Below are 21,885 nucleotides of genomic sequence, written 5' to 3'. Positions count from 1 at the left end.
AGTGGCCACTCTGGCCCAATGCTCGTTACAATTGTTTACCTTAGTTAACATCTCATATCTCACAAGGGTTAAATTTCTAATATCGTTGTATTGCTAGGTTCGTTTCTTAAAGATTGTTTTTAGAAAGTAGGGAGTTATAGCTAATGCAATATGAGTGCTAGATAATTTTCTCAGCGACGGAGCTAAAAAAATGATTATTTTGTAATGAGGATTTGGTTTTCTTGAGTTGAAGAGTGACTAATGTTTGAGCTCTTTTGTTGCCTATATAGTCAAGAATGTCATTAGGCAGTTATTAGCTTTTTAAGCAGTAAACCGTGGTTGATATCATCTCGCTCCAGCTGTTAAGGAGATTTAGCCTGATAAAATTCCTTATGCAGCTATTTAAGATTGGTTTTTCATACGGTTTATTCTTGCCGTAATAGCGGCCAAATTCGTTGGTCACGGCAGTGAGGAGGCTTCCTACGGGGGGCGAGAACCAGTAAAGTGTATCGCGCCTGCCGCCGAGCGGCAGCCATGAGCCTTATCTTGTACGGCAGTGCCTAGACCTTGGGTGGAGGCACCAATGTTTGTAAATTGTGCAGAGGATGGTTGTGAAACTTTTGATATTGGATGCCGGCCACTGCTTAAGCTTGGCACTGGCTCGGGAAGCAAGCCGTCGCGCCGATACGGAGTTAGTCATTGAACAGGGCACAATTATTACCGCTTCGCGCCTTGAGGCGATAGCCCCTGATGCCGTGATTATCCCACCATTGGCCCATCCACTGAATATGGCGCCAGCGGATGTGACGGCGCATGCCGATGCGGTAGATAGTTGTCTGGATGCCTGCCAGGCGCAAAACGTAGCGTTGATATGGTGTGTCTCCGATCAGCTCTACGAAGATGGCTTGGATGTCCCCATTGATGAACATGTGGTGCCCGCGCCAAGGGATGACAGCTTGCGCCGTCTGGTGCAGACCGGTGATCGCATCCGTGCAGAGTTTCAGCGTCATTTGATTGTGCGCTTAGGCCCGCTGTTTGCGCTGGAAGGCAGCCATGCGTGGCTAAATGAGATCATTGGTAATTTAGTTCTTGGGAAGGCTGTGCGTGCTGCAGAGGACGTAATTTTTTGCCCGACCTCCGCGGATGCCGTCGCCATGGCGCTGATTGGCATGCTACAGCAGCAGGTCAGCGGTGCTGAGGCTTGGGGGGCTTACCATCTTGCTGGTACCGAGCCGGTCAGCGCCTTTACCTTTACCTCCATGGTGCGTACTCAGCTGTTAACGCACCTTGAGGGGCGCGGTGAGCAGATTACCCTCGGCGAGGTTCAGCCGCTTAAACATCATCATGATGCAAAGCTACGGCGCGTTTTGAACTGCCGGCGTGTGCTGGATGTGTTTGGCGTTCATCAAAAACCGTGGCGGTTAGAGGCTGGGCGTATGTTGGATACGTGGTGTTTAACCCGTGAAAGTAACCGTGTCAGCGATACAGGAGCGTCGGCTTGATAAATGTGGTTCGCAGCTTGGTCTTTTATGCTGGCTACTTTTTGGCCATGCTGATGATCGGCATTCTGTTTCTGCCCATTGCGCCGTTTCTTCCACTGTCTGGCCGCTACCGATTGCTTAATTTGTATAACTACTTTTTGATGGTGTGGTTTCGTATTGCCTGCGGGGTGCGCTACGACATCCAAGGACGGGAAAACCTGCCCAGTGGCCCGTGTGTGATTCAAGCCAACCACCAGTGTGAGTGGGAAACCGTGTTTCTACAGGTGATGAAGCCACCGGTATGTACCGTGTTAAAGCGCGAATTACTGCGCCTGCCGATCTTTGGCTGGGGGTTGCGTCTGCTTCGCCCGATTAGTCTGGACCGCTCGAAACCAGCACGGGCGATGAAGCAAGTGCTTACTCAAGGCGTCGAGCGTTTGGGAACGGGGCTTTCAGTACTGATTTTTCCTGAAGGGACACGGGTAGATCCAGGCATCCGCAAACGCTATAACAAAAGTGGCAGCGTGGTGGCGTGTCGGGCAGGGGTGCCGGTATTGCCGGTGGCTCATAATGCGGGTGAACGCTGGCCAGGCCGCCACTGGGTTAAGCGGCCAGGCGTACTGCGTGTGCGCATTGGTAAGCCGATTGAAACAGCCGGGCGTATGCCCGATGAAGTGCTCGCAGACGTCGAGGCGTGGATTGAAGCGCAGTTACAGGAAATTTCAGACGTGCCACGGCCTACCTCTCGGTAACCGTCTTTTGCGTATACGTTACGCCTGTACATAAAAGCCTGAGCATAAAAACGGCGCCCAATGGGCGCCGTTTTTATGCTTATCATGCGAGTAGCCGTACTAGCGTTAGTCGTTGAAACGCTGGAAGACTAAACACGCATTGGTACCGCCAAAGCCGAAGCTATTAGACAAGGCACGTTCTATCGTCACGTCATCGCGGCGTTCGGTGACAATATCAAAGCCGTCGGCCTGCTCATCCAAATCGGTGATATTCGCTGAGGCGGCAACAAAGTTGTGTTGCATCATCAGCAGTGAGTAGATCGCTTCCTGTACACCGGTAGCCCCCAGGGAGTGGCCGGTGAGCGATTTGGTCGAGCTCATGGCAGGTGTTGTATTCCCAAACACTTCGCGTATCGCCTTCAGTTCGGCAACATCGCCGACGGGTGTCGAAGTGCCATGGGTATTGATGTAGTCAATATCACCATCGACCGTTGCCATCGCCTGACGCATGCAACGCGTAGCACCTTCTCCCGAAGGGGCGACCATATCATGGCCGTCAGAAGTCGCGCCGTAACCCACCAGTTCGCCATAGATCTTGGCGCCGCGGGCTTTAGCGTGCTCGAGTTCTTCCAACACCAGCATGCCACCGCCGCCGGCGATAACAAAGCCGTCACGAGCTTTATCGTAAGGGCGTGAGGCCTTTTCAGGGGTATCGTTGTAGTGGGTAGAGAGCGCACCCATGGCATCAAACAAACAGGAGAGGGTCCAGTGCTCCTCTTCTCCGCCACCGGCAAATACCACATCCTGCTTGTTAAGCTGAATTTGTTCCATCGCGCTGCCAATACAGTGTGCGGAGGTCGCGCAGGCAGAAGAGATGGAGTAATTGACGCCTTTGATTTTAAACGGCGTTGCCAAGCACGCTGACACAGTGCTACCCATTGTCCGAGTGACGCGATAAGGACCAACGCGGCGCAGACCTTTTTCGCGCAGTATGTCGGCTGCTTCAACCTGATTAGCGCTTGAAGCACCGCCAGAGCCCGCAATAAGCCCCGTACGCTCGTTGGAGACCTGCGCTTCGCTTAGCCCAGCGTCTTCGATGGCTTGGGCCATAGAAACGTAAGCATAGGCCGCCGCGTCGCCCATAAAGCGGAGCAGTTTGCGGTCAATGAGTGCTTCAAGATCGATATCGACGCTGCCTGCCACATGGCTACGGAAGCCACGCTCGGCATACTCTTCCTTAAAACGAATACCGCTACGCCCAGTTTTGAGCGCGTCCAGGACCTGTCGTTGGTCGTTGCCAAGGCACGATACGATGCCAAGGCCGGTGACTACCACTCGTCGCATGGGAGCCTCCTGTTCAGAAATTCGCAGTGGAGGTAAATAGGCCAACGCGCAGATCATTAGCCTGATAAATGTCGCGTCCGTCGACGGTTACGGTGCCGTCGGCGATACCCAAGATAAGACGTCGGGTAATAATACGCTTAATATTAATGCTATAGGTCACTTTTTGTGCATCCGGCAGGATCTGTCCGCTGAATTTAACTTCGCCGCAGCCAAGCGCACGTCCGCGACCAGGGTGGCCTAGCCAGCCCAGGTAAAACCCGACTAGCTGCCACATGGCGTCTAACCCTAAACAGCCAGGCATAACGGGATCCCCAGGGAAGTGGCAGTCAAAGAACCACAAGTCAGGCGTGATATCCAGCTCGGCGATCAGTTCGCCCTTGCCATGCTCACCGCCCTCTTCGTGAATGTGCTTGATGCGATCAAGCATCAGCATGTTAGGAGCCGGGAGCTGTGCATTTCCGGGGCCGAATAGCTCGCCGCGGGAGCAGGCCAGCAGTTCTTCGCGATCAAAGGAATGTTGCTTGGTCACTGAATCGTTCCGAATATCAAATTGGTTGTGTGGCTAGTCTACTTCCCGAAACCGCTGAATGCACGTAACAGGCTATTTATCGTCCATCGCTAGAGATTTTAGCGGGTTGGCCGATAGCACTAAAAGTGAGCGGCTTGGCTCATTAATAGCCGATTATGCACAATAAGTGTTCCATTGCCGTAATATAGAGTATCCAAGTGACTTATTAGGCGGCATGATCAGCATGGCACCTAACGCTAATTTTTATCTGAGTTAATTTGTATAGGGTATAGCGAATCGCCATGTGGCTTCCTGTTTCACTCAATCGTCCGTTAGTTTGGGTCGCACTGACGGCGCTTCCCGCCTGTGTTTGGATACCTGATGCGATGCTACGTCTGGTGGCAGCATCGCTGGTCGCGCTTGGGCTGTGGGACGCCTGGAAACAAGTGCGTCAACAGCAGCTACGTCTGCGACTGTCGCAAGATACGTTAAGACTTGCCAGCGATGCCATGGTGATTAGCGATGCGCAAAATCGCGTGATGGTGGTTAACCCAGCATTTACCGAAATTACCGGCTATGCCAGCCAAGAGATTCAAGGGCTGAAGCTGGAGACACTGGCAGCCCCGCGCCATGACAAAGCCTTTTATCAAACGTTTTGGAGTACGCTAAAAAGCACCGGCCGCTGGGAAGGTGAAATGTGGAGCCGCCGTAAACACGGCGACGAGTACCCCGAGTGGCTAAAAGTCCGTGCCGTGACCGACAAACGCGGCAACATTACCCATTTTATTAATTTGTTTGCCGATATTTCGGCACAAAAAGCTCGTGAGCGCGATTTACGCCGTATCGGCTATGAGGACCCTCTCACTGGGCTGCCTAACCGTCGCCGTCTCCACGATCTGCTTGCCTCTCGGCTGCGCCATTTACGCGCAGGTGAGAGCCTGGATATGGCGCTGGTGGATATAGATGGTTTGAAATCAGTCAACGATAGCCTGGGGGTTGAGCAGGGTGATCGGCTGTTAGCACGTTTTGCCCAGCGGCTAACAGGCTATGTAGCAGGGAGCGTGGTAGGGCGCCTGGGCGGCGATGAGTTTATGGTAATCCGTACCACCACTTTTGACGATCACGACCAGTGGGTAGCCACCCTGCGTGAGCATATGAGTCGGCCCTTTGAAATTAACGACCAATCGCTGCGCTTAGGGCTCACGATTGGCAGCTGTCGCGTGCCTGAAGATGGTAACGACTCCGGCGTACTCTTCCAGCGCTTAGAGTCGGCGCTTTATAGCGCCAAACGGCTAGGACGTAACTTAAGTCAGCGCTTTCGCCCGGCGCTGGATAAGCAGGATAATCCTCAACTGGCGCTGGTCAGTGACCTGCGCGCCGCGCTTATTTCCGGTGACCAGTTGGAACTGCATTATCAAACCCAGCATGACCCTGCCAGCGGCGAGCTGGTGGGCATGGAGGCGTTACTGCGTTGGCGCCATCCCAAGGATGGCATGATTTCCCCAGGCGACTTTATTCCGTTGGCCGAGAGGCATGGTTTAATGAGTCAACTGGGCGCCTGGGTGATCGAAAAAGCCTGTGCCCAGCAAGCCCATTGGCGTAATAGTGCTATGCCCAAGCTAACAATTTGGGTCAATATTTCGGCACTGCAGCTGTTTCAAGGTGACCTGGAGAGCCAACTGACGACCTGCCTAAAGCGTTACCAACTGAAGTCTTCGCAAATTGGCTTAGAGCTGACGGAGTCGGTGCTACTCGACGAGCGTGCGGGGGATATGGGGCCACGCTTGCAGGCGCTACGGGATCAAGGCTTTGCGATTGCCATCGACGACTTTGGTACGGGCTATTCGTCGCTTGGCTATTTGAAGCGCTTGCCGGTGGACAAAATTAAACTCGATCGGGCCTTCATTAAAGAGCTGCCGCACGATCAGGCGGACGCCTCGATTGTTAAGGCGGTGCTAGCGATGGCGGAAGGCATGGGGCTAGGAGTGATTGCCGAAGGTGTTGAAACCAAAGAGCAGTGTCAGTTCTTGGTTAATGCCGGGTGCACGTCCGTACAGGGGTTCTACTTTGCTCGGCCGCTTGCCGCCGCTGAGTTGGAAAAACGTCTGGTGCCTGCACCAGTCACCGTCCCCTCTGCCTCATAGGCTTAAAATAGCTAATACCCACACAAAGCAACGCCCAAACGAGCGCCTGAGCGGGCAGTAACCAAGCCGACAGGGTCACCTCTGCCAGTAGTGCGCCGCCATAATAAGAGAGTGGGCCGCTAATGGCACCACATAGCGCGGCTAGCAGCGGGTAGCGCCACAGCCAGGCCAGTGAGTGATAGACCAGGGTGGCAAACAGCGGCCAGAGCATCCATAGCCATAGCGGCAGAAGCCCTAGCACCAGCGTTTGATCGTTAAAATCGAAACCACCTAGTAATTGCAAGCCTCCATCAATCACTAGTCCCAGCAGCGCAAATCCGGCGATAAAGCGCCACTCTCCGGGCCACGCGCAGCGCCATAGATGCCAGGCCAACAGGCTGCCCCCTGCAAAGGCTGCTACCCATGAACCACCGAGTACGCATAGTAGCCAGCCAGCCTCAAAGCGCAGGGCATTCAACACCAGCGTCTGCCACTTGCACGATACCATTTAGAGCGCGCCTGTGAGCGGAAGGGGTTTCGCCGCGGGTTTCGCCAGCAGTAGGTGGCAGGTGCCGATGGAGCGCTCGATAAAACCACCCTCGCAGTAGCACAGGTAGTAACGCCACATGCGAATAAAGCGCTCGTCGTAGCCCAGTGTTCTCACCTGCTCCAGGCTGGCTTCGAAGCGGTGGCGCCACTCGCGTAATGTGCGCGCGTAATGCGGGCCAATTTCATCCAGCGCGACGATGTTCAGCGACGTTTTACGCATAACGCTGGTTAACATGGCGTGGTGCGAGGGAAGAAAGCCGCCAGGAAAAATGTAGCGCTTGATAAAGTCCATATCGCGTTTAGCTTCTTCAAAGCGCTGATCGCGGATGGTGATGGCTTGCAGCATGGCCTGCCCATCGTCGGTCAGCAGGCTATCCAGCTTGTTGAGGTAGGTATCGAGGTACTGATGCCCCACCGCTTCAATCATCTCTACCGAAATGAGCCGGTCATAGCGGCCGGTCAATTCCCGGTAATCCTGCTTAAGCAGGGTGATTCTGTCCCCCAGCCCCTCTTCCATAATGCGTTTTGCTGTATGGGCGTGCTGCTCGTCCGAAATGGTGGTTGTGGTGACACGGCAGCCACGGGTTTTGGCGGCGTGAATCGCCAGTCCTCCCCAGCCGGTACCAATCTCTAGCAGGTGATGCTCGGGCTGTACATCGAGCTTTTCAAGCATCAAATCGAGCTTATAGGTAGAAGCCTCTTCCAAGCTGGCTTCTGGATAGGGGAAAACGGCGCTTGAATACATCCAGTGATGACGATCTAAAAACGTGGAAAACAGCTCGTTGCCGATATCGTAATGGGCGGCAATATTGCGTTTCGAGCCGCTTAAGCTGTTGCGCTGAAATCGGTAGGTGGCGCCCAGTAACCAACGGGTAAAGCGGGCACTGCCGTTCTCCATTTTAGTATTCACCTGCTCAAGGTTTGCGGCGAACAGGCGCACCAAGGCGACCAGATCGTCGGCGTCCCAATCGCCGTCCATGTACGATTCTGCAGCTCCTACCGTGCCGCCAAAGGCGAGACGTTTCCAAGCGCGGGAGTGGCGTATCACCACGGTCACCTGCAGCGGGCCTTGCTGACCCAAGTGATGACACTGATTGCCCTCAATCAGGGTGATACGTCCGCCGCGAAAGGTGTCCAGTTGGGCCATTAGGCGTGGCTTTAGCCACTTGGTTAAGCGGCTTTCGGCAACCGGTTGAAGGTTAGGGGGCGTGGAACGCAGGGTCGTCACTTTGAAGTCTCCTTGCGCTTGGGGTGGTTATAAACGGGGACGCGCTTCAGCCACAGGCGAAGTGCTTCAAAATGAATACCCGCAATGGTTTTCAGGCTCATCCATGGCTGGCGAGCCAAGGCTTTTAGCAACGTGCCGCGGGTGGCGGGTGAGGCGTCAAGGGTCAACGTGGCATCAAAATGGCACTGCTGATCCTGCCAATTTTCCATATGCAGAAAGAGCTTTTCGCCGGGTGCATTAAACTTCCAACGGTAAGTCATCTCCATGGGGTTAAACGGCGAGACGTGGAGGTCTTTATCGAAATGTGCTTGGTGACTATGGCGTGAGGGATCCACCGCGCTGGCGTAGCAGGTGCGCTCACGCCAGGGCATATTGGTGACCTCACTTAATACGGCTGTCAGTCGCCCCAGGTGGTCGTAAGCGTAGTAGACGGAAATAGGGTTAAACATGCAGCCCAGCGTGCGTAGCTGGGTAAGCACGCAGATACGGCCATTAGGCGCGCTTCCCAACTGCCGAATTAGCTCTTCGCGAACGGCGGTTTTCAGCGGGCGATCAACCGGCCCCAGATAGTCTTCGCGACGAAAACGCGCCAGCGCAGGGCGACGGGCACTAAAGCCGGGCACTTTGTCGAACAGCTCGGGCAGCTCGTCCAAATCCAGCCAGGCCATCCATAGCTGGTAACTAAAGGCGTGGGATTTGGGCGTAAAGCGCCGGTGGCGTAGGGTGCCACGATAAATACGCGAGCGTGGCTGGGTGGTTATCCCAGCTGTCATTTCAGTCAGCATGCTAGCCATCAACTCAGCCCCTCGACACCTTGCGGCGTTAGCAGCTCATGGGCAGGTAGCGCGGAAGGTGGCGCAGGCGGCGGGGCGGCTTCATCACAGCCTAACGCTTGCGCCACCCGCAGTGCGCTCCACACGCCGTCTTCGTGGAAGCCGTTACGCCAGTAAGCACCGCAAAAGTGGGTGCGATGGGCCGTAGACGAAATGTCGGCGTGTCGTGCCTGAGCCGCCTGGCCAGCCAGGGTGAACTGGGGATGTGCGTAAGTGTAGCGGCCCAGCACCTTGTTTGGATCAATGCTGGCGCTGTCGTTCAGGGTCACGCAAAAAGTGGTGTCGCTCTCTATCCGTTGAAGGATATTCATAGCGTAAGTGACCGATACCCGTGCTTCGCTATCGCGCTGATCCAGGCGGTAATTCCAGCTCGCCCAGGCGCGCTTGCGCCGCGGCAGCAGGGCGGTATCGGTATGTAGCACCACTTCGTTATCCTGGTACGGCATGGCGCCGAGGATCGCTTTCTCGTCGCTGCTGGCGTCGCCCAGCATGGCCAGGGCCTGGTCGGCGTGGCAGGCGAGCACTACTTGGTCAAAGCGCTGGGTTCCGGAGGGCGTGGTGATACTAACGCCGGTACTGTTGCGGGTAATTCGGGTGACCGGTGTATTGAGGTGAATACGCGATGCATAGGGCGCCGTCAGACCGGGGATATAGCTTTTCGAACCGCCCACCAGGGTGTACCACTGGGGGCGATGGTTGACCGATAGCAGGCCGTGATTGCGAAAAAAACGCACAAAAAACGCCAGCGGGAAAGCGCGTAAATCACTGATGCTGGCCGACCAGATGGCAGCCCCCATGGGCAGTAAGTAGCGCTGCTGAAAATCGCGGTTGTAGTGGTTGCGATCCAGGTATTCACCCAGGGTTATATATTCGGGAAGCTGTTGGCTCTCCAGCGCGTTGGTGGCCTGCTTGTTAAAGCGCAGAATGTCGCCCAGCAGGCGATAAAAAGAGGGATTAAACAAATTGCGTCTTTGGGCAAACAGCGAGCCCAAGGTATGACCGTTGTACTCAAAATCCCGCGCTGTTTCATGTACCGAGAAACTCATTTCGGTGGCTTGTGAGGCGACGCCCAGGGTGGCCATAAGGCGCTGAAAGTGCGGATAGGTCCAGTCGTTAAAGACAATAAAGCCGGTATCAATAGCGTAGGAGTGTTCCGCAACGTTCACGTCCATGGTGGCGGTGTGCCCTCCCAGGCGTGAATCTGCTTCAAACAGCGTGACGTCATGTTGGGCGGAGAGGTACCAGCCCGCTGCCATGCCGCTAATACCGCTGCCAACAATGGCAATACGTTGTGATGCCCCAGAACTTTGCGATGCCATGGCGCTCATGACGACTCCTTTTGGCTGCGGGTCATGCGCAGGCCAATCTGACGGCGCACAGTGGGGGGCAAAATGCCCAGCAATTTGACCAGATAGGTAAACCGGCGTGGAAAGTGGATATCCAGCCGCCCCTTCACCAGCCCCGCGATAATGGCATCAGCTGCTTGCTCTGCCGTTACCTGCATCGGCATAGGGAAGTCATTACGTTCGGTGAGCGGCGTTTTAACAAAGCCAGGGTGGATCAGGCTGACCTCAATGCCCTCCTGATCAAGGTCTAAGCGCAGCGACTCTAAAAAGTAACTTACCGCGGCTTTAGACGCCCCATAGGCTTCCGCACGAGGTAGCGGTAAATAGGCTGAAGCGCTGGAGGTGGCGGCTAACCGAGCCAGGAGGCCCTCTTTGCGCGCCGCGCGCAACAGCGGCAGTGCGGCTTCGACGCCGTACAAAGTGCCGAATAGATTGGGCTTCAAAACCCGCTCGACTAAGTCCATATCGAACTGCTGAGCATTCAGATATTCGCAGGTGCCGGCATTAAAGAGCGCCAAATTTAACGCCCCGAGCTGCTCGCGGATGTCGTTACCCGCCTTGAGCACTGCTTGACGGTCGCTGATATCCAGCGGGAGAGGGTGGGCATTGGGGTGGCCCCGGCACAGAGCTTCGAGTGCTTCGTCACTGCGCGCGCTAAGCACTACCTGGTGGCCTTGGGCGATGAGCTTACGCGCAAGCGCTTCACCAATGCCGGAGGTGGCACCGGTTAACCAAATGCGTTGGGGCGTTTTCCATGTGCTCATTAAGCCTCCTCGGGTTCCCTGCGGTGATGTTATCGCTTAGGCAAGGCGTTTTTTTAACCAGCGAATGGCGCTTCCCATCAGCGGTAAATGTTCGTAAAGCATGGCGCCCGCATCAAAATAATCGCGATGACGCTCAACGCGCCCATCGGCGGCAAAGGTAAGTGCGCTACAGCCTTCCACATTGACCGGCTGGCCACCTGCCAATCGGGGATGAATAAACGTCATGCTCCAGGTGACAAATGCTTGCTGACCCTGTAACTGTCGAGTGTGGTAAGTGAAGTGGCACTGCTCGACATTTTCATACATGGTTGAAAAATAAAGCGCTAACGCGTCGCGACCTTCAATATGGTGCAGTGGGTCACTAAAAATTATATTTTCAGTATATACCTCGTATAGCTTTTCTGTACAGGTATTGTCTAGTTTATTGAAAAAGGCGCAGAACGCCTCTAATACCGCAGGCTCAGCCATCACGGTCTCCCTAGTAGTTGCTACAACAGATTTATTTAGAGAGCGATTTAAATGCCTCTAAGGCGCGCTGACGTGCTGCCTTGTGATCGACAATAGGCGCTGGATAATCGACGTCGCTAAGCAGATCCTGAGGTGGCGCGTGGCGCGCTTTGGCGGGTAGTTTGGCAAGCTCAGGCAGCCAGTGGGCAATAAACTCACCGTCCGCATCAAAACGGGTGGATTGGGTGGTGGGATTGAAAATACGGAAGTAGGGCGCAGCATCAGTACCCGTAGAGGCCGCCCATTGCCAGCCGCCGTTATTGGCGCAGAATTCACCATCCACCAAATGCTTCATAAAGAAAGCCTCGCCGCGCCGCCAATCAATCAGGAGGTGCTTGCTTAAAAACATCGCCGTGATCATGCGCAGTCGGTTATGCATCCAGCCGGTGTTCACTAATTGGCGCATGGCGGCATCAACAATGGGATATCCCGTACGCCCCTCGCACCAAGCCTGAAAGCCTTCGTCATCGTCACGCCAAGCTAGTTGCTTGGTATGCTCCTGAAAGGGCTGGTAACGGCATACCTGCGGAAACCCCACCGCTACGTGCTGATAAAATTCCCGCCAGACCAACTCGTTGACCCAGGTCGTAAGGCCAATATCGCCATCGGCTAAATCCCCGCCGTTCTCTGCCATCACTGCTTGTAGACACTGGCGATGGGAGATCATGCCGAGTGCCAGGTAGGGCGATAGTTCGCTGGTGCCGCGCACCTTGGGTAGGTCGCGCTGGGCGTTGTAGTGGCGGCCCCGAAAACGCAGAAAGCGGGCTAGGTTATCCGCCGCGGCATTTTCACCGGCAGGCCACAGCCGCCCATCGATAGGGGAGCTATCAAGTTCGGGCAGTTCAGGCAGCAGGTCGCTTTGAATATCCAGCACCGCTTGTACCTGTGGCGTCGCGCGCAGCGCCAACTGATCAGCGCTGACCTGCTTGTGCCACGCCTTGGAGAACGGTGTAAATACCCCGTAGTAGTCGCCCTTCCCGGTTAGCAGGCTGCCGGGGGCAAAGGCGACGGCGTCGTGGTAACCATGGGCGGCAATACCGGCCTGCTTAAAGGCGTCCTGCACTGCTTGGTCACGGTGCCGCTCATTGAGCGCGTACTCATAGTTAAAGTGCAGCTGTTCAGCGGCATATTCGCGAGCGATGTCGAGCAGTGCCTCGGGCGCTTGGTCATAACGTTCAATATCGCGATACAGCAGCGGAATATTCAAACCGTTAAGCGCCGTTTTGACGCTAGCGACGCCGCGCGCCCAAAAATCCAGCTTATTAGCGCCGTGGCCATGTTGTTGCCACTGGGCATTGCTGCGCAAAAACACCGCTATCACAGGGCCCTTAGCCGCGGCGGCGGCGAGGGCACTGTTGTCGTCAATACGCAGGTCACTGCGCAGCCATATCAACTGATGTTTCATACGCTCACCTGTCATAGGGGGCTCCTGCGGCACAAAAAAATGGCCGGTCGCCACATGGGCGAACGGCCAGGATAAAAGCGTGCTGGCTAGAGTACGCCCGACTCGCGTAATAGCGGGCGCAACCGGGCAATCGCCTGAGGCAGGTCATCGCCCAGCATGTGTACTGGCCCATCGCGCAAATCGTTTTCGCGCAGACGAGCCACTTCGCCGCATACGCCGATGGGTACGTTAAGCGTCTCAGCCGCTTTAGGCAGCGCCTGGTTGATATAGCTATCGCTCTCCCGCTGACCGCTAGAGAGCAGCACCATGGACGAGTGCAGCCGCGCCACTGCCTGTGGAAGATCCTCAAGCGGCAGCGAGTGGTCAAGCATCTGCACCCGGTAGCCTTGCTCGCTGGCCATTAGCGCCGACATCAGTACCCACAGCGGGCCGGGGTCGTCGGGCATGGCGTTGAGTAGAATCAGCGGGCCACGGGTAGCCTGATTGGCATAGTGCAAGCGGATGCCCACCTGGCTGCGCAGAAAGGCTTCCAACGTGCGGCGAACAAGCTGGTCTGCCTGAATGGCCCACTTGGCTTCTAAGGTCAAAATAACTGGCTGCCAGAGTTCATTAATGGCCACGCTCAGTGGGTAGAGCGCCAAACTCTGATGATAAAACGCCTCCAGCTTGGCGAGATCCAACGCTTCGATAATAGCTTGCAACTGCTGGCGCTGGCTCGCCCAGTCTCCGGCATCAGGTGACGGGGCTTCAATTGTTTCTGGCTGGTCAAGCAAGTCGGCGACTTGACTGACCGGCACACCACGATTGAGCCACTGCAGGATGCGTTCGATGCGGGTGATGTCGTCCTGAGCGTAAAGACGATGACCTTTCGGAGTGCGCTGGGGGCGAATTAGCCCGTAACGTCGTTCCCAGGCGCGAAGCGTGACCGAATTCACCCCAGTTAAGCGAGAAACCTCGCGTATCGGATAGAGTGGCGTATCGGGGGGGTGGGTCGCCTTAAGACTCATGGGCGCCAGTACCTCTTCGTTGACTGCAGTGCGGCGCTGCAGGGGCTTGTTATTGTTCGCCGCGGCGAAGGTGATTCATGTTCCATTTAAAGGTTGCCTGATTTAAAAACTAAACATTAGCACGATACTGTATGCCCATTTGTACAACTTGTCGCTACCCGGTACAACCTTTATAAGAATCCTTCTTAATCATTTAAGCTCGCTCTTTATTGAACCGACCGGCCTATTAGCGCCTTTCCTAAACGGTGGCCGGATAGCCAGGCATCCTCAACGCGGCCGTCGCGGAAGCTGTCGCCGCACAGAGCCAGGCCACTTGCATTGTATAAGAAATCATGTGCGCAAGTAGTTGATGGCTGCGCATAGCGCCAGCGATAAGCAGCGCTTTTGATCATCATTGTGCGCCTGCCGGCCGCGTGAACTAGCCTGATAGGTAAGTGTCGGCCAGGCGGCTATGCAGGATTTCAACGATGCCACCAACAGGAGCAAAACCCCATGCGTGTATTAATCACCGGAGGCAGTGGCTTTGTCGGCCAGCGACTATGCCGGCAGTTAGTTGAACAGGGTCACGAGGTGCAGGTGGTCTCCCGCTCGCCTCACCAAGTGCGGGATCGTTTGCCGAACAATTGTGACATTCGCGATAGCGCCCAGGCGTTTATTGAATCGCCGCCGGACGCCTTGGTTAACCTGGCCGGTGAGCCGATTGCCGCCAAGCGCTGGAGCGATGAGCAGAAAGCCAAGCTGATTAACTCCCGGGTGGCGGCGACCAAGCAGTTGGTGGCGCTTTGCGAGCAGCTCAAAGCTAACGGCCAGCCGCTGCCCAAGGTGATGGTATCGGGTTCAGCGATGGGCTACTACGGCGATCAGGGCAAGCGCGTGGTGACTGAGAAGACCATGCCTAACGATGAGTTTGCCCATCGGCTGTGCAAACAGTGGGAGGCAGCCGCTAAGCCTATTGAGGCCATGGGCGTGCGGCTGGCGATTGTGCGCATTGGCCTAGTGCTAGAGGCGGGTGGAGGCAGCCTGGAGAAGATGCTGCCGCCGTTTAAGTGGGGGCTGGGTGGCCGCTTTGGCAGCGGCGAGCAGTTTATGCCGTGGATCCACCGCGACGATTTAGTCGCGGCGATCCTGTTTCTCATCAATCAAGAGGGCTTGAGCGGTGCCTTCAATGGCTGTGCCCCGCATCCAGTGACTAATGCCACCTTCACTAAAACCCTGGCCAGTCACCTCAATCGCCCGGCCATTTTCCCAGTACCCGCTTTTGTATTAAAAGCGGGCTTTGGAGAAATGTCGCGGTTACTGCTGACCGGAGCAGATATGCGCCCCGTGCGCCTGGAAGAGGCAGGGTTTAGCTTCCAATACCCCACCCTGGACAAGGCGCTTGAGGCGATCCTTTAGCGGTCGGCATCAACGGTGATAATCACCCGTACTGAGTCCAGCCGCAGGCGGGTGTTTTCAATGGCTTCGCTAAGTGCCTTGCGCTCATCTTTTAGCGCGTCGATTTCCGCACTGCGCACCGCCGGGTTGTGCTCAGCCAGGGCGGTTAAGCGGGCAATCTCGGCGTCCAACTGAGTGCGCATACGCGCTTCGGCGTTCTCGACGATGCTGGGCAACTGGCGCTCGGCTTCGCCTTCACCCTGCGTTAGCAGTTCACGCAGCTGGTCGTGGCGGCTCTTGATCAAATCCCGTGCCAGCGACTTGTTGACCTTCTGCAGGTTTTTGCCCAAGCCGGTGAAGGAGATCTTGCTGGTCAGGTTGGCGCCCGATTCATCCAGCAGCAAACGCACCGCGGTGGGTGGCAGGAAGCGGTTAAGGTGCAGCTTCTTGGGTGCCGGGCAGTGAGTGCGAAACACCAGCTCGGCCATCAAGCGGCCGCTGGGAATGGCGTCGTGGCGCAGCAGAGCCAGCGCCGAGTTGCCCATGGTGCCATCCAGCACCCGACCCATCATTTCACGCAGCAGTGGGTGTTCCCAGGAGAGCCGCTGCACATCGTCACGGGCCAGCGCCTGGGAGCGGCTGTAGGTGGCGGTAAAGCCCTCTTCACCTTTAACCAGGCCCGGCAGGCCATCCAGCATATGTTGGCTGGGCTGCAGGTGCATTAAGCCCTTGCCGATCTCCTGGCTATCCACGCCGAAAATATCCAGCGCTCGCTCAAGATAGCGCGGCAGGGCGGCGTCATCGTCAAGCTCGCGCACCGCGTCGATCACCTGCTGAGCGCGGGCGGGGCGGCAGGCGTTGAGCTCCAGCAGTCGGTTGCGGCCCGCATCGTGCTCCGCCAGCTTGGCGCTAAACATCGTGCGGGTTTCGGCGATGATCTCGTCAAGTGCCTCATCATCCAGCAAGGCATCAGCCAGGGCGTCACCAAAGGCATCAAACAGCTCGTTGCCGACCCCATGGGGGGCACTGAACGCATCCATACCTTCGTGGTACCAGCGCAGCAGGCGCTCGCCGGGGCTACCCTCAAAAGTAGGAATATGCAGCTCAATAGCGTGGCGCTGACCGATGCGATCCAAGCGGCCGATGCGCTGCTCCAGCTGATCTGGGTGCTGGGGCATATCGAACATCACCAGGTGGCGGCAGAACTGGAAGTTGCGCCCCTCTGAGCCAATTTCCGAGCAGACCAGCACCTGTACGCCCTCATCCTCATCGGCAAACGCCGCCGCCGCGCGGTCACGCTCGATCAGGGAGAGGTCTTCGTGGAACACCGGAGCGTGGTAGCCGCCCAGCACCCGTAGCCCTTCAGCAAGGCCTTCAGCGGTTTCCCGGTGGTGGGCAATGACCAGGACTTTTTCGTTGGCGAAGCCGCTCTCACTGTCGTCGCTAAGCTTCTCCAGTAGCCAGTTAACCCGCGGGTCGATGTGCCACCAGTCTTCGCCATTGAGCGGATCATTGCTGAGCTCGCGGTAGGCCGCGTCGGGGTAGATCAGCACGTCGGGGTGATCCATGCCGGTCTCGATCAACAGCTCGTCGAGGTAGTCGTCGTCGCGCTCTAAGCGGCGCACCACGCGACGGTAGGCCGAAGGCAGCGCTAACGGTGCCAGGTTTAAGCGCCGCTCCGGGAAGCCTCCTACGTGACGGCGGCTGTTGCGGAACATCACTCGACCGGTACCGTGGCGATCCAGCAGCGCTTCGCTCAGCTGGTCGCGAGCGGTGTCCTGCTGCGCTTTGCTTGCCTCCGGGTTGCACAGGATGGCCAGCAGCGCCTGGCTGTCGCGGTCATCGGCTACCGCAGAGACGTCGGTACGGGCGCTAGGGTCGTCAGGCAGTGCCTCCAAGGCGTCGATGGCGCGGGCCACTTCGGTGTAGTGGCTCTCTTCGGCTTTGAAGCGCTCAAGGTCGTGGTAGCGCTCGCTATCCAGCAACCGCAGGCGGGCAAAGTGGCTCTTGATACCCATCTGTTCGGGGGTCGCGGTGAGCAGCAGCAGGCCGGGAATCACCGCCGAAAGCTGTTCGACGCACCGATAGCCGGGGCCGCTGCCTTCTTCACTCCAGTCGAGGTGGTGCGCTTCGTCAACAATCAGCAGGTCGAACTGGCTGGCCAGTGCCTGCTCTTGACGCTGAGGGTTGGCAAATAGCCAGCCCTGGCTCGCTAGCACCAGCTGGGCGCTCTCAAAGGGGTTGGCGCTGCCGTGGGCCTGGCTCTGGGTTTCATCCAGTAGCGAGACGTTGAGCGAAAAGCGTCGCAGCAGCTCGACCAGCCACTGGTGAGTGAGGCTGTCGGGTACCAGAATCAGCGCCCGCTCAACGCGGCCATTGAGCAGTAGGCGGTGCAGAATCAGGCCAGCTTCAATGGTTTTACCCAGGCCCACTTCGTCCGCCAGCAGTACCCGAGGTGCATGGCGGTTGGCAACTTCATTGGCAATGTAGAGCTGATGGGGTATCAGGTCGATGCGCGGCCCAGAAAAGCCCAGCGCGCTGTGCTGCTCAATACGTTGATAGTGGTGCAGGGTACGAAAGCGCAAATCAAACCAGTCGTTGCGATCGACCTGGCCGGTCAGCAGGCGGTCGCGAGCCTGGTCGAACTGCATGGTATCGGCGAGTTTGGCCTCGGGCAGCTCGCGCAGATTGCCTTCCTTGTCTTCACCGATATAGGTGATCAGGCCGTTGGACTCTTTGCTGTCATCGACAACGATCTGCCAGCCGTCAGCAGAGAGTACGCGGTCGCCGCTGCCGAACATAACGCGGGTCAGCGGGGCTTGGCGGGTGTTGTAGGTACGGGTTTCCTGACTGGCACTGAACAAAATGGTAACGCTACGGGCGTCGCAGTTAAGCACGGTACCGAGCCCAAGCTCGGCTTCGCCGTCGCTAATCCAGCGTTGGCCGGGAGAAAAATCGCTCATGATGCCTCGGGAGAGTCTGCAAAACGGGTCGACTGCCGCCGGTAGTGAGCGCCGGCAGCAACAGGGCGGGGGATTCTAACGCAAAGCAGCGGGGGGATTAAGGTGTATCGGCATCAATCTTGTAACCAGCGATCCAGCTGGGCGCGAGTAAGCTCGCCAACGTGGATATCCAGGGTGTTCCCCTGGCCGTCGAACAGCACTGTGGTGGGCAATCCCGGTGCTTGAAAAAGCGCCATCAGCTGCTGGCTGGGGTCACGCAGGGCGTAGCGAAATTCAAGCTGCTGCTCATCCAGGTAGCGCACCATGGGCAGTAGGTCTTCGCCTTGGTTAGCAACCACCACGCTGACACCATCGCGTTTTGCGGCCTCCTCGAGCAGCGGCATTTCACGCAGGCAGGGAGGGCACCAGGTCGCCCACAGGTTGACGATAATCAGGTCAGCGTTGTCGGTCAGTGAGGGCAGATGCACGTCATTGCCTTCCACATCCTCAAGGGTGATCTCCGGTAGGGCGTCAACCGCAAAGTCATTGCCCAGGGGCGCCAGGGTGACCAGCACCAGCCATAGGCTGGAAGCGGCGATCAGCATGGCCATTGCTCCGCCCATGGCCAGTAACCGAGCCCGCAGCGTCCAGGCCGTCCATACCAAGCCAGCCGTCATCCCCCACAGGCCATGGTAGCCGGGTTGCCAGACTTTGAGCGCTTCAAGTGGGGCGGCGCTATAGCTATCCAGGTTGAGCAGGATATGGCCCAACCGCGCGCCGACTAGCCAAACAATAATAAGTCCGGTAAACCAACGCTGTTGAGCTGGGCGGGGCAGCCCTAATAAAAGCCGCGCACAGAGTAGCAGTAGCAGCGCGCAGCCAACCGCGTAAAGGCGGGGCAGTGAAATCAGTAGCGGGCCGAGGGCAATGGCGTTCATGGATTTCCAGTTCAGGTTTTAATTCAGGTTTCCCGTTAAGGATGCCGCGAAGCAGGTACACTTGCAGACCATATCATGCGAGCTGAAAATTACGGAGACGTTATGCCCCCACCCGCTTTCGATAAGCTGCGCGCACTAGCGATCGGCTCCCAAGCGATTGGCCTAATACTGATTATTACCCTGGAAACGGTGATGGGAAACGCCGCACGCCCTTGGCAGGGTGTGGTGCTGGCCGCCATGCTGGTCACCGCGTTAACGATTGCGCTGGTGCGGCTTTACCGACGCAAACGCCTTCAAAAGCAGCTCGCTGAACGCAGGCGATATCTTGAAGAAGGCGACGAGCGTTAGAAAGCGTTGCTTGTGTTTTTGCCGTTCCAGTTCCAGATTAATAGCAGCCTTAACGATTGTCCGCTGAGGCACACTAAAAAATTGCACAACTTTTTACGACACTGGGAGCGACAAATAATATGATCAATAAGCGCGCATTAGCCACCGCTGTGGCGGCCTCAACCCTGGCAATGACCGGGTTCGCACAGGCAGAGGTCAAAGTTGGCTTCTTGGGCGGTTTTACCGGGGGAATCGAAAGTTTAACGCCACCCATTTTTGAAGGTGCTCAGCTAGCTGTAGAGCAGATCAATGAGCAGGGCGGCATTCTAGATGGCCAAACGTTGGTGATGCCGTCTGGCGATACCACCTGTTCCGATGCATCGGCTGCCTCTAACGCCGCCGACCGCATGGTGAACTCTGAAAATGTCACCGCGATTGTCGGTGCGCTGTGTACTGGTGCGACCATTGCTGCGGCTAATAACGCCGCCATTCCCGGTGGTGTGTTGATGGTGTCGCCCGCTTCTACTGCCCCTGCGGTATCTGAGCTGGACGATAATGATCTCGTCTTCCGTACCGTGCCGTCGGATGCTTTCCAGGGCGAGATTCTTGCCAAGCTGTTGCTTGAAAAAGGTATCGACGCAGTGGCGGTCACTTATGTCAACAATGATTATGGTCAGGGGCTTTCTGACGCCTTTAGCGCTGCTTTTGAAGCCGGCGGAGGTGAGATTACTGAGAACCTTGCCCACGAAGATAACCGCGCGGATTATCGCTCTGAGCTAGGCTCACTGTCAGTCAGTGGCGTGGATACTCTCGTCGTGCTGGCCTACGCCGACACCTCGGGTCAGACCGTGCTGCGCCAAGCCTATGAAAGCGGTATGTTTACCCAGTACGTAGGTGCTGACGGCATGGTCGGCGATAGCCTTATTGAAGCCATCGGTGCAGACGTGCTGGATGGCATGATCGCCACGCGCCCCGGCAGCCCTGACCTGCCCGGTACCGATATCTTTATCGAAGCCGCCGAAGCTGCTGACTTCGATCCAAGCGCAGTATTTGCCGCCCAGGCCTACGATGCCGCTTTCCTGATCGCGTTGGCGATTGAGCAGAACGGCAGCGCGGAGCGTGAAGGCCTTTCCGAAGCGCTGCGTAGTGTTTCCAGCGCCCCCGGCGAGGTCATTCTGCCCGGCGAGTGGGAAAAAGCGGTTGAGTTGATTGCCGCAGGTACCGATATTAACTATGAGGGCGCCTCTGGCTCCCATGAGTTTGATGACAACGGCGACGTGCCTGGCGTAGTGGTCGAGATGGCTGTAGAAGACGGCACCTTTACCAGCAAAGGTCAGGTTGATCTTTAATTCTCAGCCTTAGTGTTAAAAATGCCCGACTTATTAAAGTCGGGCATTTTTTATTTGGCATGGCCCACCTTGTTGTCCTTAATCTTCCCTGCAATTCCACGTGTGATAGGATCAGAATTAAATTCTGAATGTGTTGGGGGATGATTAAACCCATGAGTTATAAACCCCCGTTTACCATCACCGCCGATATTCTCAATCTGGTCGCAGAGATCAGCGAGCAAGTGGGCAGACTGAACGCTAATGCACTGGATGCTTCGCCTCAGTTGCGCAAGCAAAACCGCATTAAAACCATTACCGGAACGTTGGCGATTGAAGGCAATACCCTGACTGAAGAGCAGATCACCGCGATTGTAGACGGCCAGCGCGTGATGGGGAGTGTGCGCGAGTTGGCTGAGGTCAAAGGGGCGATTCAGGCTTACGATGCCTTACCCAAGCTGCAACCTGATAGCATCAATGACTTACTCACCGCCCATGGCTTGATGATGTCGGATATTCTGGTAAATGCTGGCGAGTTTCGGCATAAAGGGGTGGGCATCCACAAAGGGAATGTAGTACATCATGTTGCGCCACCTGCTCATCAGGTATCGGGGCTAATGGCGGATTTAACCCATTGGCTAAAACAGGCTAAAGACCATCCTTTAATTACCAGCAGTGTATTTCATTACGAGTTTGAATTTATCCATCCTTTTAACGATGGCAATGGTCGCATGGGACGCTTGTGGCAAACGCTGATTTTGTCGCAATGGCATCCGCTGTTTTTATCGTTGCCGCTGGAAAGCGTTATCAAAGACAACCAGCAGCGCTATTACCAATCGCTTGAACAAGCGGATCAGCAAGCCGAGAGCACGCCCTTTATTCATTTTATGTTATCGGTCATCGCTCAGACACTAGTACAAAACGCCCCTGTAAGCGCCCCTGTAAACGCCCCTGTAAATGTCTCTGGGCTAAAAACACCTGAAGCGATCATGGCGTTAATTCAGCACAACCCGGCGATTACTCGCCAGCAAATAGCCGACACCACAGGGAAAGACATACGTACTATTGGCCGTGCGATGGCCAAGTTACAGCAAGCGGGCAGGTTGAAAAGAGTAGGGTCAGATAAGTCGGGCCATTGGGAGATTATCAGTGAGTGAGCCCCACCCCACGCTTT

General features: G+C 56.4%; 19 protein-coding genes. 7 read left to right on the top strand and 12 right to left on the bottom strand.

Annotated elements, in window-relative coordinates:
• Nucleotides 1–590 precede the first annotated feature (590 nt).
• Together HZS52_RS03660 and HZS52_RS03655 are read left to right on the top strand one after the other, a co-directional pair.
• Nucleotides 591–1,481: a sugar nucleotide-binding protein gene (locus HZS52_RS03660; protein WP_190374161.1), complete on the top strand. Its 891-nt coding sequence runs from the start codon at nt 591–593 to the stop codon at nt 1,479–1,481.
• Entirely contained in the window at nt 1,478–2,212 is a 735-nt protein-coding gene (locus tag HZS52_RS03655) for a lysophospholipid acyltransferase family protein (protein WP_022520897.1), read from the top strand. Before HZS52_RS03660 ends, HZS52_RS03655 begins: the two co-directional genes overlap by 4 nt.
• 105 nt (nt 2,213–2,317) lie before the next feature.
• Here the strand turns inward: HZS52_RS03655 and fabB are convergent, their stop codons facing one another.
• Both fabB and fabA read right to left on the bottom strand, forming a co-directional pair.
• Nucleotides 2,318–3,535, bottom strand: coding sequence for a beta-ketoacyl-ACP synthase I (fabB, locus tag HZS52_RS03650; RefSeq protein WP_022520896.1), 1,218 nt, complete (start codon nt 3,533–3,535; stop codon nt 2,318–2,320).
• A gap of 13 nt (nt 3,536–3,548) precedes the next feature.
• The gene (fabA, locus tag HZS52_RS03645; protein ID WP_022520895.1) at nt 3,549–4,064 is read right to left on the bottom strand and encodes a 3-hydroxyacyl-[acyl-carrier-protein] dehydratase FabA; all 516 of its coding nucleotides are present in this window, start codon (nt 4,062–4,064) and stop codon (nt 3,549–3,551) included.
• A 281-nt stretch (nt 4,065–4,345) separates the two neighbouring features.
• Between fabA and HZS52_RS03640 the strand changes: the two genes are divergently transcribed.
• Nucleotides 4,346–6,187 carry a putative bifunctional diguanylate cyclase/phosphodiesterase gene (locus HZS52_RS03640; RefSeq protein ID WP_190374160.1) on the top strand — a complete coding sequence of 614 codons (1,842 nt, stop codon included), beginning with the start codon at nt 4,346–4,348 and terminating at the stop codon, nt 6,185–6,187.
• On the opposite strand, the gene HZS52_RS03635 is transcribed toward HZS52_RS03640, so the two are convergent.
• The 8 genes from HZS52_RS03635 to HZS52_RS03600 form a co-directional block, all read right to left on the bottom strand.
• Nucleotides 6,165–6,674: a DUF2878 domain-containing protein gene (locus HZS52_RS03635; protein WP_022520893.1), complete on the bottom strand. Its 510-nt coding sequence runs from the start codon at nt 6,672–6,674 to the stop codon at nt 6,165–6,167. The two genes, HZS52_RS03640 and HZS52_RS03635, sit on opposite strands and share 23 nt — an antisense overlap.
• The gene (locus tag HZS52_RS03630) at nt 6,675–7,943 is read right to left on the bottom strand and encodes an SAM-dependent methyltransferase (RefSeq protein ID WP_190374159.1); all 1,269 of its coding nucleotides are present in this window, start codon (nt 7,941–7,943) and stop codon (nt 6,675–6,677) included.
• Nucleotides 7,940–8,737, bottom strand: a complete 798-nt coding sequence (locus tag HZS52_RS03625) for a DUF1365 domain-containing protein (protein WP_241254316.1) — start codon at nt 8,735–8,737, stop codon at nt 7,940–7,942. Before HZS52_RS03625 ends, HZS52_RS03630 begins: the two co-directional genes overlap by 4 nt.
• Nucleotides 8,737–10,104, bottom strand: a complete 1,368-nt coding sequence (locus HZS52_RS03620) for an NAD(P)/FAD-dependent oxidoreductase (RefSeq protein WP_022520891.1) — start codon at nt 10,102–10,104, stop codon at nt 8,737–8,739. Before HZS52_RS03620 ends, HZS52_RS03625 begins: the two co-directional genes overlap by 1 nt.
• Nucleotides 10,101–10,886 (bottom strand): SDR family NAD(P)-dependent oxidoreductase, encoded by a 786-nt coding sequence (locus HZS52_RS03615; protein ID WP_022520890.1) that lies wholly within the window; start codon nt 10,884–10,886, stop codon nt 10,101–10,103. Before HZS52_RS03615 ends, HZS52_RS03620 begins: the two co-directional genes overlap by 4 nt.
• Nucleotides 10,887–10,922: 36 nt before the next feature.
• Nucleotides 10,923–11,354, bottom strand: a complete 432-nt coding sequence (locus tag HZS52_RS03610) for a nuclear transport factor 2 family protein (RefSeq protein WP_022520889.1) — start codon at nt 11,352–11,354, stop codon at nt 10,923–10,925.
• Nucleotides 11,355–11,385: 31 nt separating this feature from the next.
• Nucleotides 11,386–12,798, bottom strand: a complete 1,413-nt coding sequence (gene phrB, locus HZS52_RS03605) for a deoxyribodipyrimidine photo-lyase (protein ID WP_190374858.1) — start codon at nt 12,796–12,798, stop codon at nt 11,386–11,388.
• An 86-nt stretch (nt 12,799–12,884) separates the two neighbouring features.
• The gene (locus HZS52_RS03600) at nt 12,885–13,805 is read right to left on the bottom strand and encodes a MerR family transcriptional regulator (protein ID WP_009288159.1); all 921 of its coding nucleotides are present in this window, start codon (nt 13,803–13,805) and stop codon (nt 12,885–12,887) included.
• 492 nt (nt 13,806–14,297) lie between these two features.
• On the opposite strand from HZS52_RS03600, the gene HZS52_RS03595 reads away from it, so the two are divergent.
• Nucleotides 14,298–15,200: a TIGR01777 family oxidoreductase gene (locus HZS52_RS03595; RefSeq protein ID WP_190374158.1), complete on the top strand. Its 903-nt coding sequence runs from the start codon at nt 14,298–14,300 to the stop codon at nt 15,198–15,200.
• Here HZS52_RS03595 and rapA read toward each other — a convergent pair.
• The gene (gene rapA / locus HZS52_RS03590; protein WP_027958784.1) at nt 15,197–18,142 is read right to left on the bottom strand and encodes an RNA polymerase-associated protein RapA; all 2,946 of its coding nucleotides are present in this window, start codon (nt 18,140–18,142) and stop codon (nt 15,197–15,199) included. The two genes, HZS52_RS03595 and rapA, sit on opposite strands and share 4 nt — an antisense overlap.
• Before the next feature lie 113 nt (nt 18,143–18,255).
• Nucleotides 18,256–19,059, bottom strand: a complete 804-nt coding sequence (locus HZS52_RS03585) for a TlpA disulfide reductase family protein (protein WP_190374157.1) — start codon at nt 19,057–19,059, stop codon at nt 18,256–18,258.
• Nucleotides 19,060–19,161: 102 nt separating this feature from the next.
• On the opposite strand from HZS52_RS03585, the gene HZS52_RS03580 reads away from it, so the two are divergent.
• From HZS52_RS03580 to HZS52_RS03570, 3 genes are all read left to right on the top strand, one after another.
• Complete coding sequence (locus HZS52_RS03580; protein ID WP_190374156.1) at nt 19,162–19,407, top strand: hypothetical protein; 246 nt, start codon at nt 19,162–19,164, stop codon at nt 19,405–19,407.
• Nucleotides 19,408–19,526: 119 nt separating this feature from the next.
• Nucleotides 19,527–20,735, top strand: coding sequence for an ABC transporter substrate-binding protein (locus HZS52_RS03575; RefSeq protein WP_022520883.1), 1,209 nt, complete (start codon nt 19,527–19,529; stop codon nt 20,733–20,735).
• Nucleotides 20,736–20,887: 152 nt separating this feature from the next.
• Nucleotides 20,888–21,868, top strand: a complete 981-nt coding sequence (locus tag HZS52_RS03570) for a Fic family protein (RefSeq protein WP_190374155.1) — start codon at nt 20,888–20,890, stop codon at nt 21,866–21,868.
• Nucleotides 21,869–21,885: the final 17 nt, after the last annotated feature.

It is taken from the genome of Vreelandella titanicae (genome assembly GCF_014697095.1).
Classification (GTDB): domain Bacteria; phylum Pseudomonadota; class Gammaproteobacteria; order Pseudomonadales; family Halomonadaceae; genus Vreelandella; species Vreelandella titanicae.
The sequence above is the reverse complement of the archived record's forward strand: the minus strand, read 5'-3'. Positions and strand labels throughout refer to the sequence as shown.

Bases quoted from the DNA above. Each gene is read 5' to 3' on its own strand.
- fabB (WP_022520896.1), bottom strand. From the start codon at position 3,535: ATGCGACGAGTGGTAGTCACCGGCCTTGGCATCGTATCGTGCCTTGGC.
- HZS52_RS03640 (WP_190374160.1), top strand. From the start codon at position 4,346: ATGTGGCTTCCTGTTTCACTCAATCGTCCGTTAGTTTGGGTCGCACTG.
- HZS52_RS03635 (WP_022520893.1), bottom strand. From the start codon at position 6,674: ATGGTATCGTGCAAGTGGCAGACGCTGGTGTTGAATGCCCTGCGCTTT.
- HZS52_RS03625 (WP_241254316.1), bottom strand. From the start codon at position 8,737: ATGGCTAGCATGCTGACTGAAATGACAGCTGGGATAACCACCCAGCCA.
- HZS52_RS03620 (WP_022520891.1), bottom strand. From the start codon at position 10,104: ATGAGCGCCATGGCATCGCAAAGTTCTGGGGCATCACAACGTATTGCC.
- HZS52_RS03615 (WP_022520890.1), bottom strand. From the start codon at position 10,886: ATGAGCACATGGAAAACGCCCCAACGCATTTGGTTAACCGGTGCCACC.
- HZS52_RS03610 (WP_022520889.1), bottom strand. From the start codon at position 11,354: ATGGCTGAGCCTGCGGTATTAGAGGCGTTCTGCGCCTTTTTCAATAAA.
- phrB (WP_190374858.1), bottom strand. From the start codon at position 12,798: ATGAAACATCAGTTGATATGGCTGCGCAGTGACCTGCGTATTGACGAC.
- HZS52_RS03600 (WP_009288159.1), bottom strand. From the start codon at position 13,805: ATGAGTCTTAAGGCGACCCACCCCCCCGATACGCCACTCTATCCGATA.
- HZS52_RS03595 (WP_190374158.1), top strand. From the start codon at position 14,298: ATGCGTGTATTAATCACCGGAGGCAGTGGCTTTGTCGGCCAGCGACTA.
- rapA (WP_027958784.1), bottom strand. From the start codon at position 18,142: ATGAGCGATTTTTCTCCCGGCCAACGCTGGATTAGCGACGGCGAAGCC.
- HZS52_RS03585 (WP_190374157.1), bottom strand. From the start codon at position 19,059: ATGAACGCCATTGCCCTCGGCCCGCTACTGATTTCACTGCCCCGCCTT.
- HZS52_RS03580 (WP_190374156.1), top strand. From the start codon at position 19,162: ATGCCCCCACCCGCTTTCGATAAGCTGCGCGCACTAGCGATCGGCTCC.
- HZS52_RS03575 (WP_022520883.1), top strand. From the start codon at position 19,527: ATGATCAATAAGCGCGCATTAGCCACCGCTGTGGCGGCCTCAACCCTG.
- HZS52_RS03570 (WP_190374155.1), top strand. From the start codon at position 20,888: ATGAGTTATAAACCCCCGTTTACCATCACCGCCGATATTCTCAATCTG.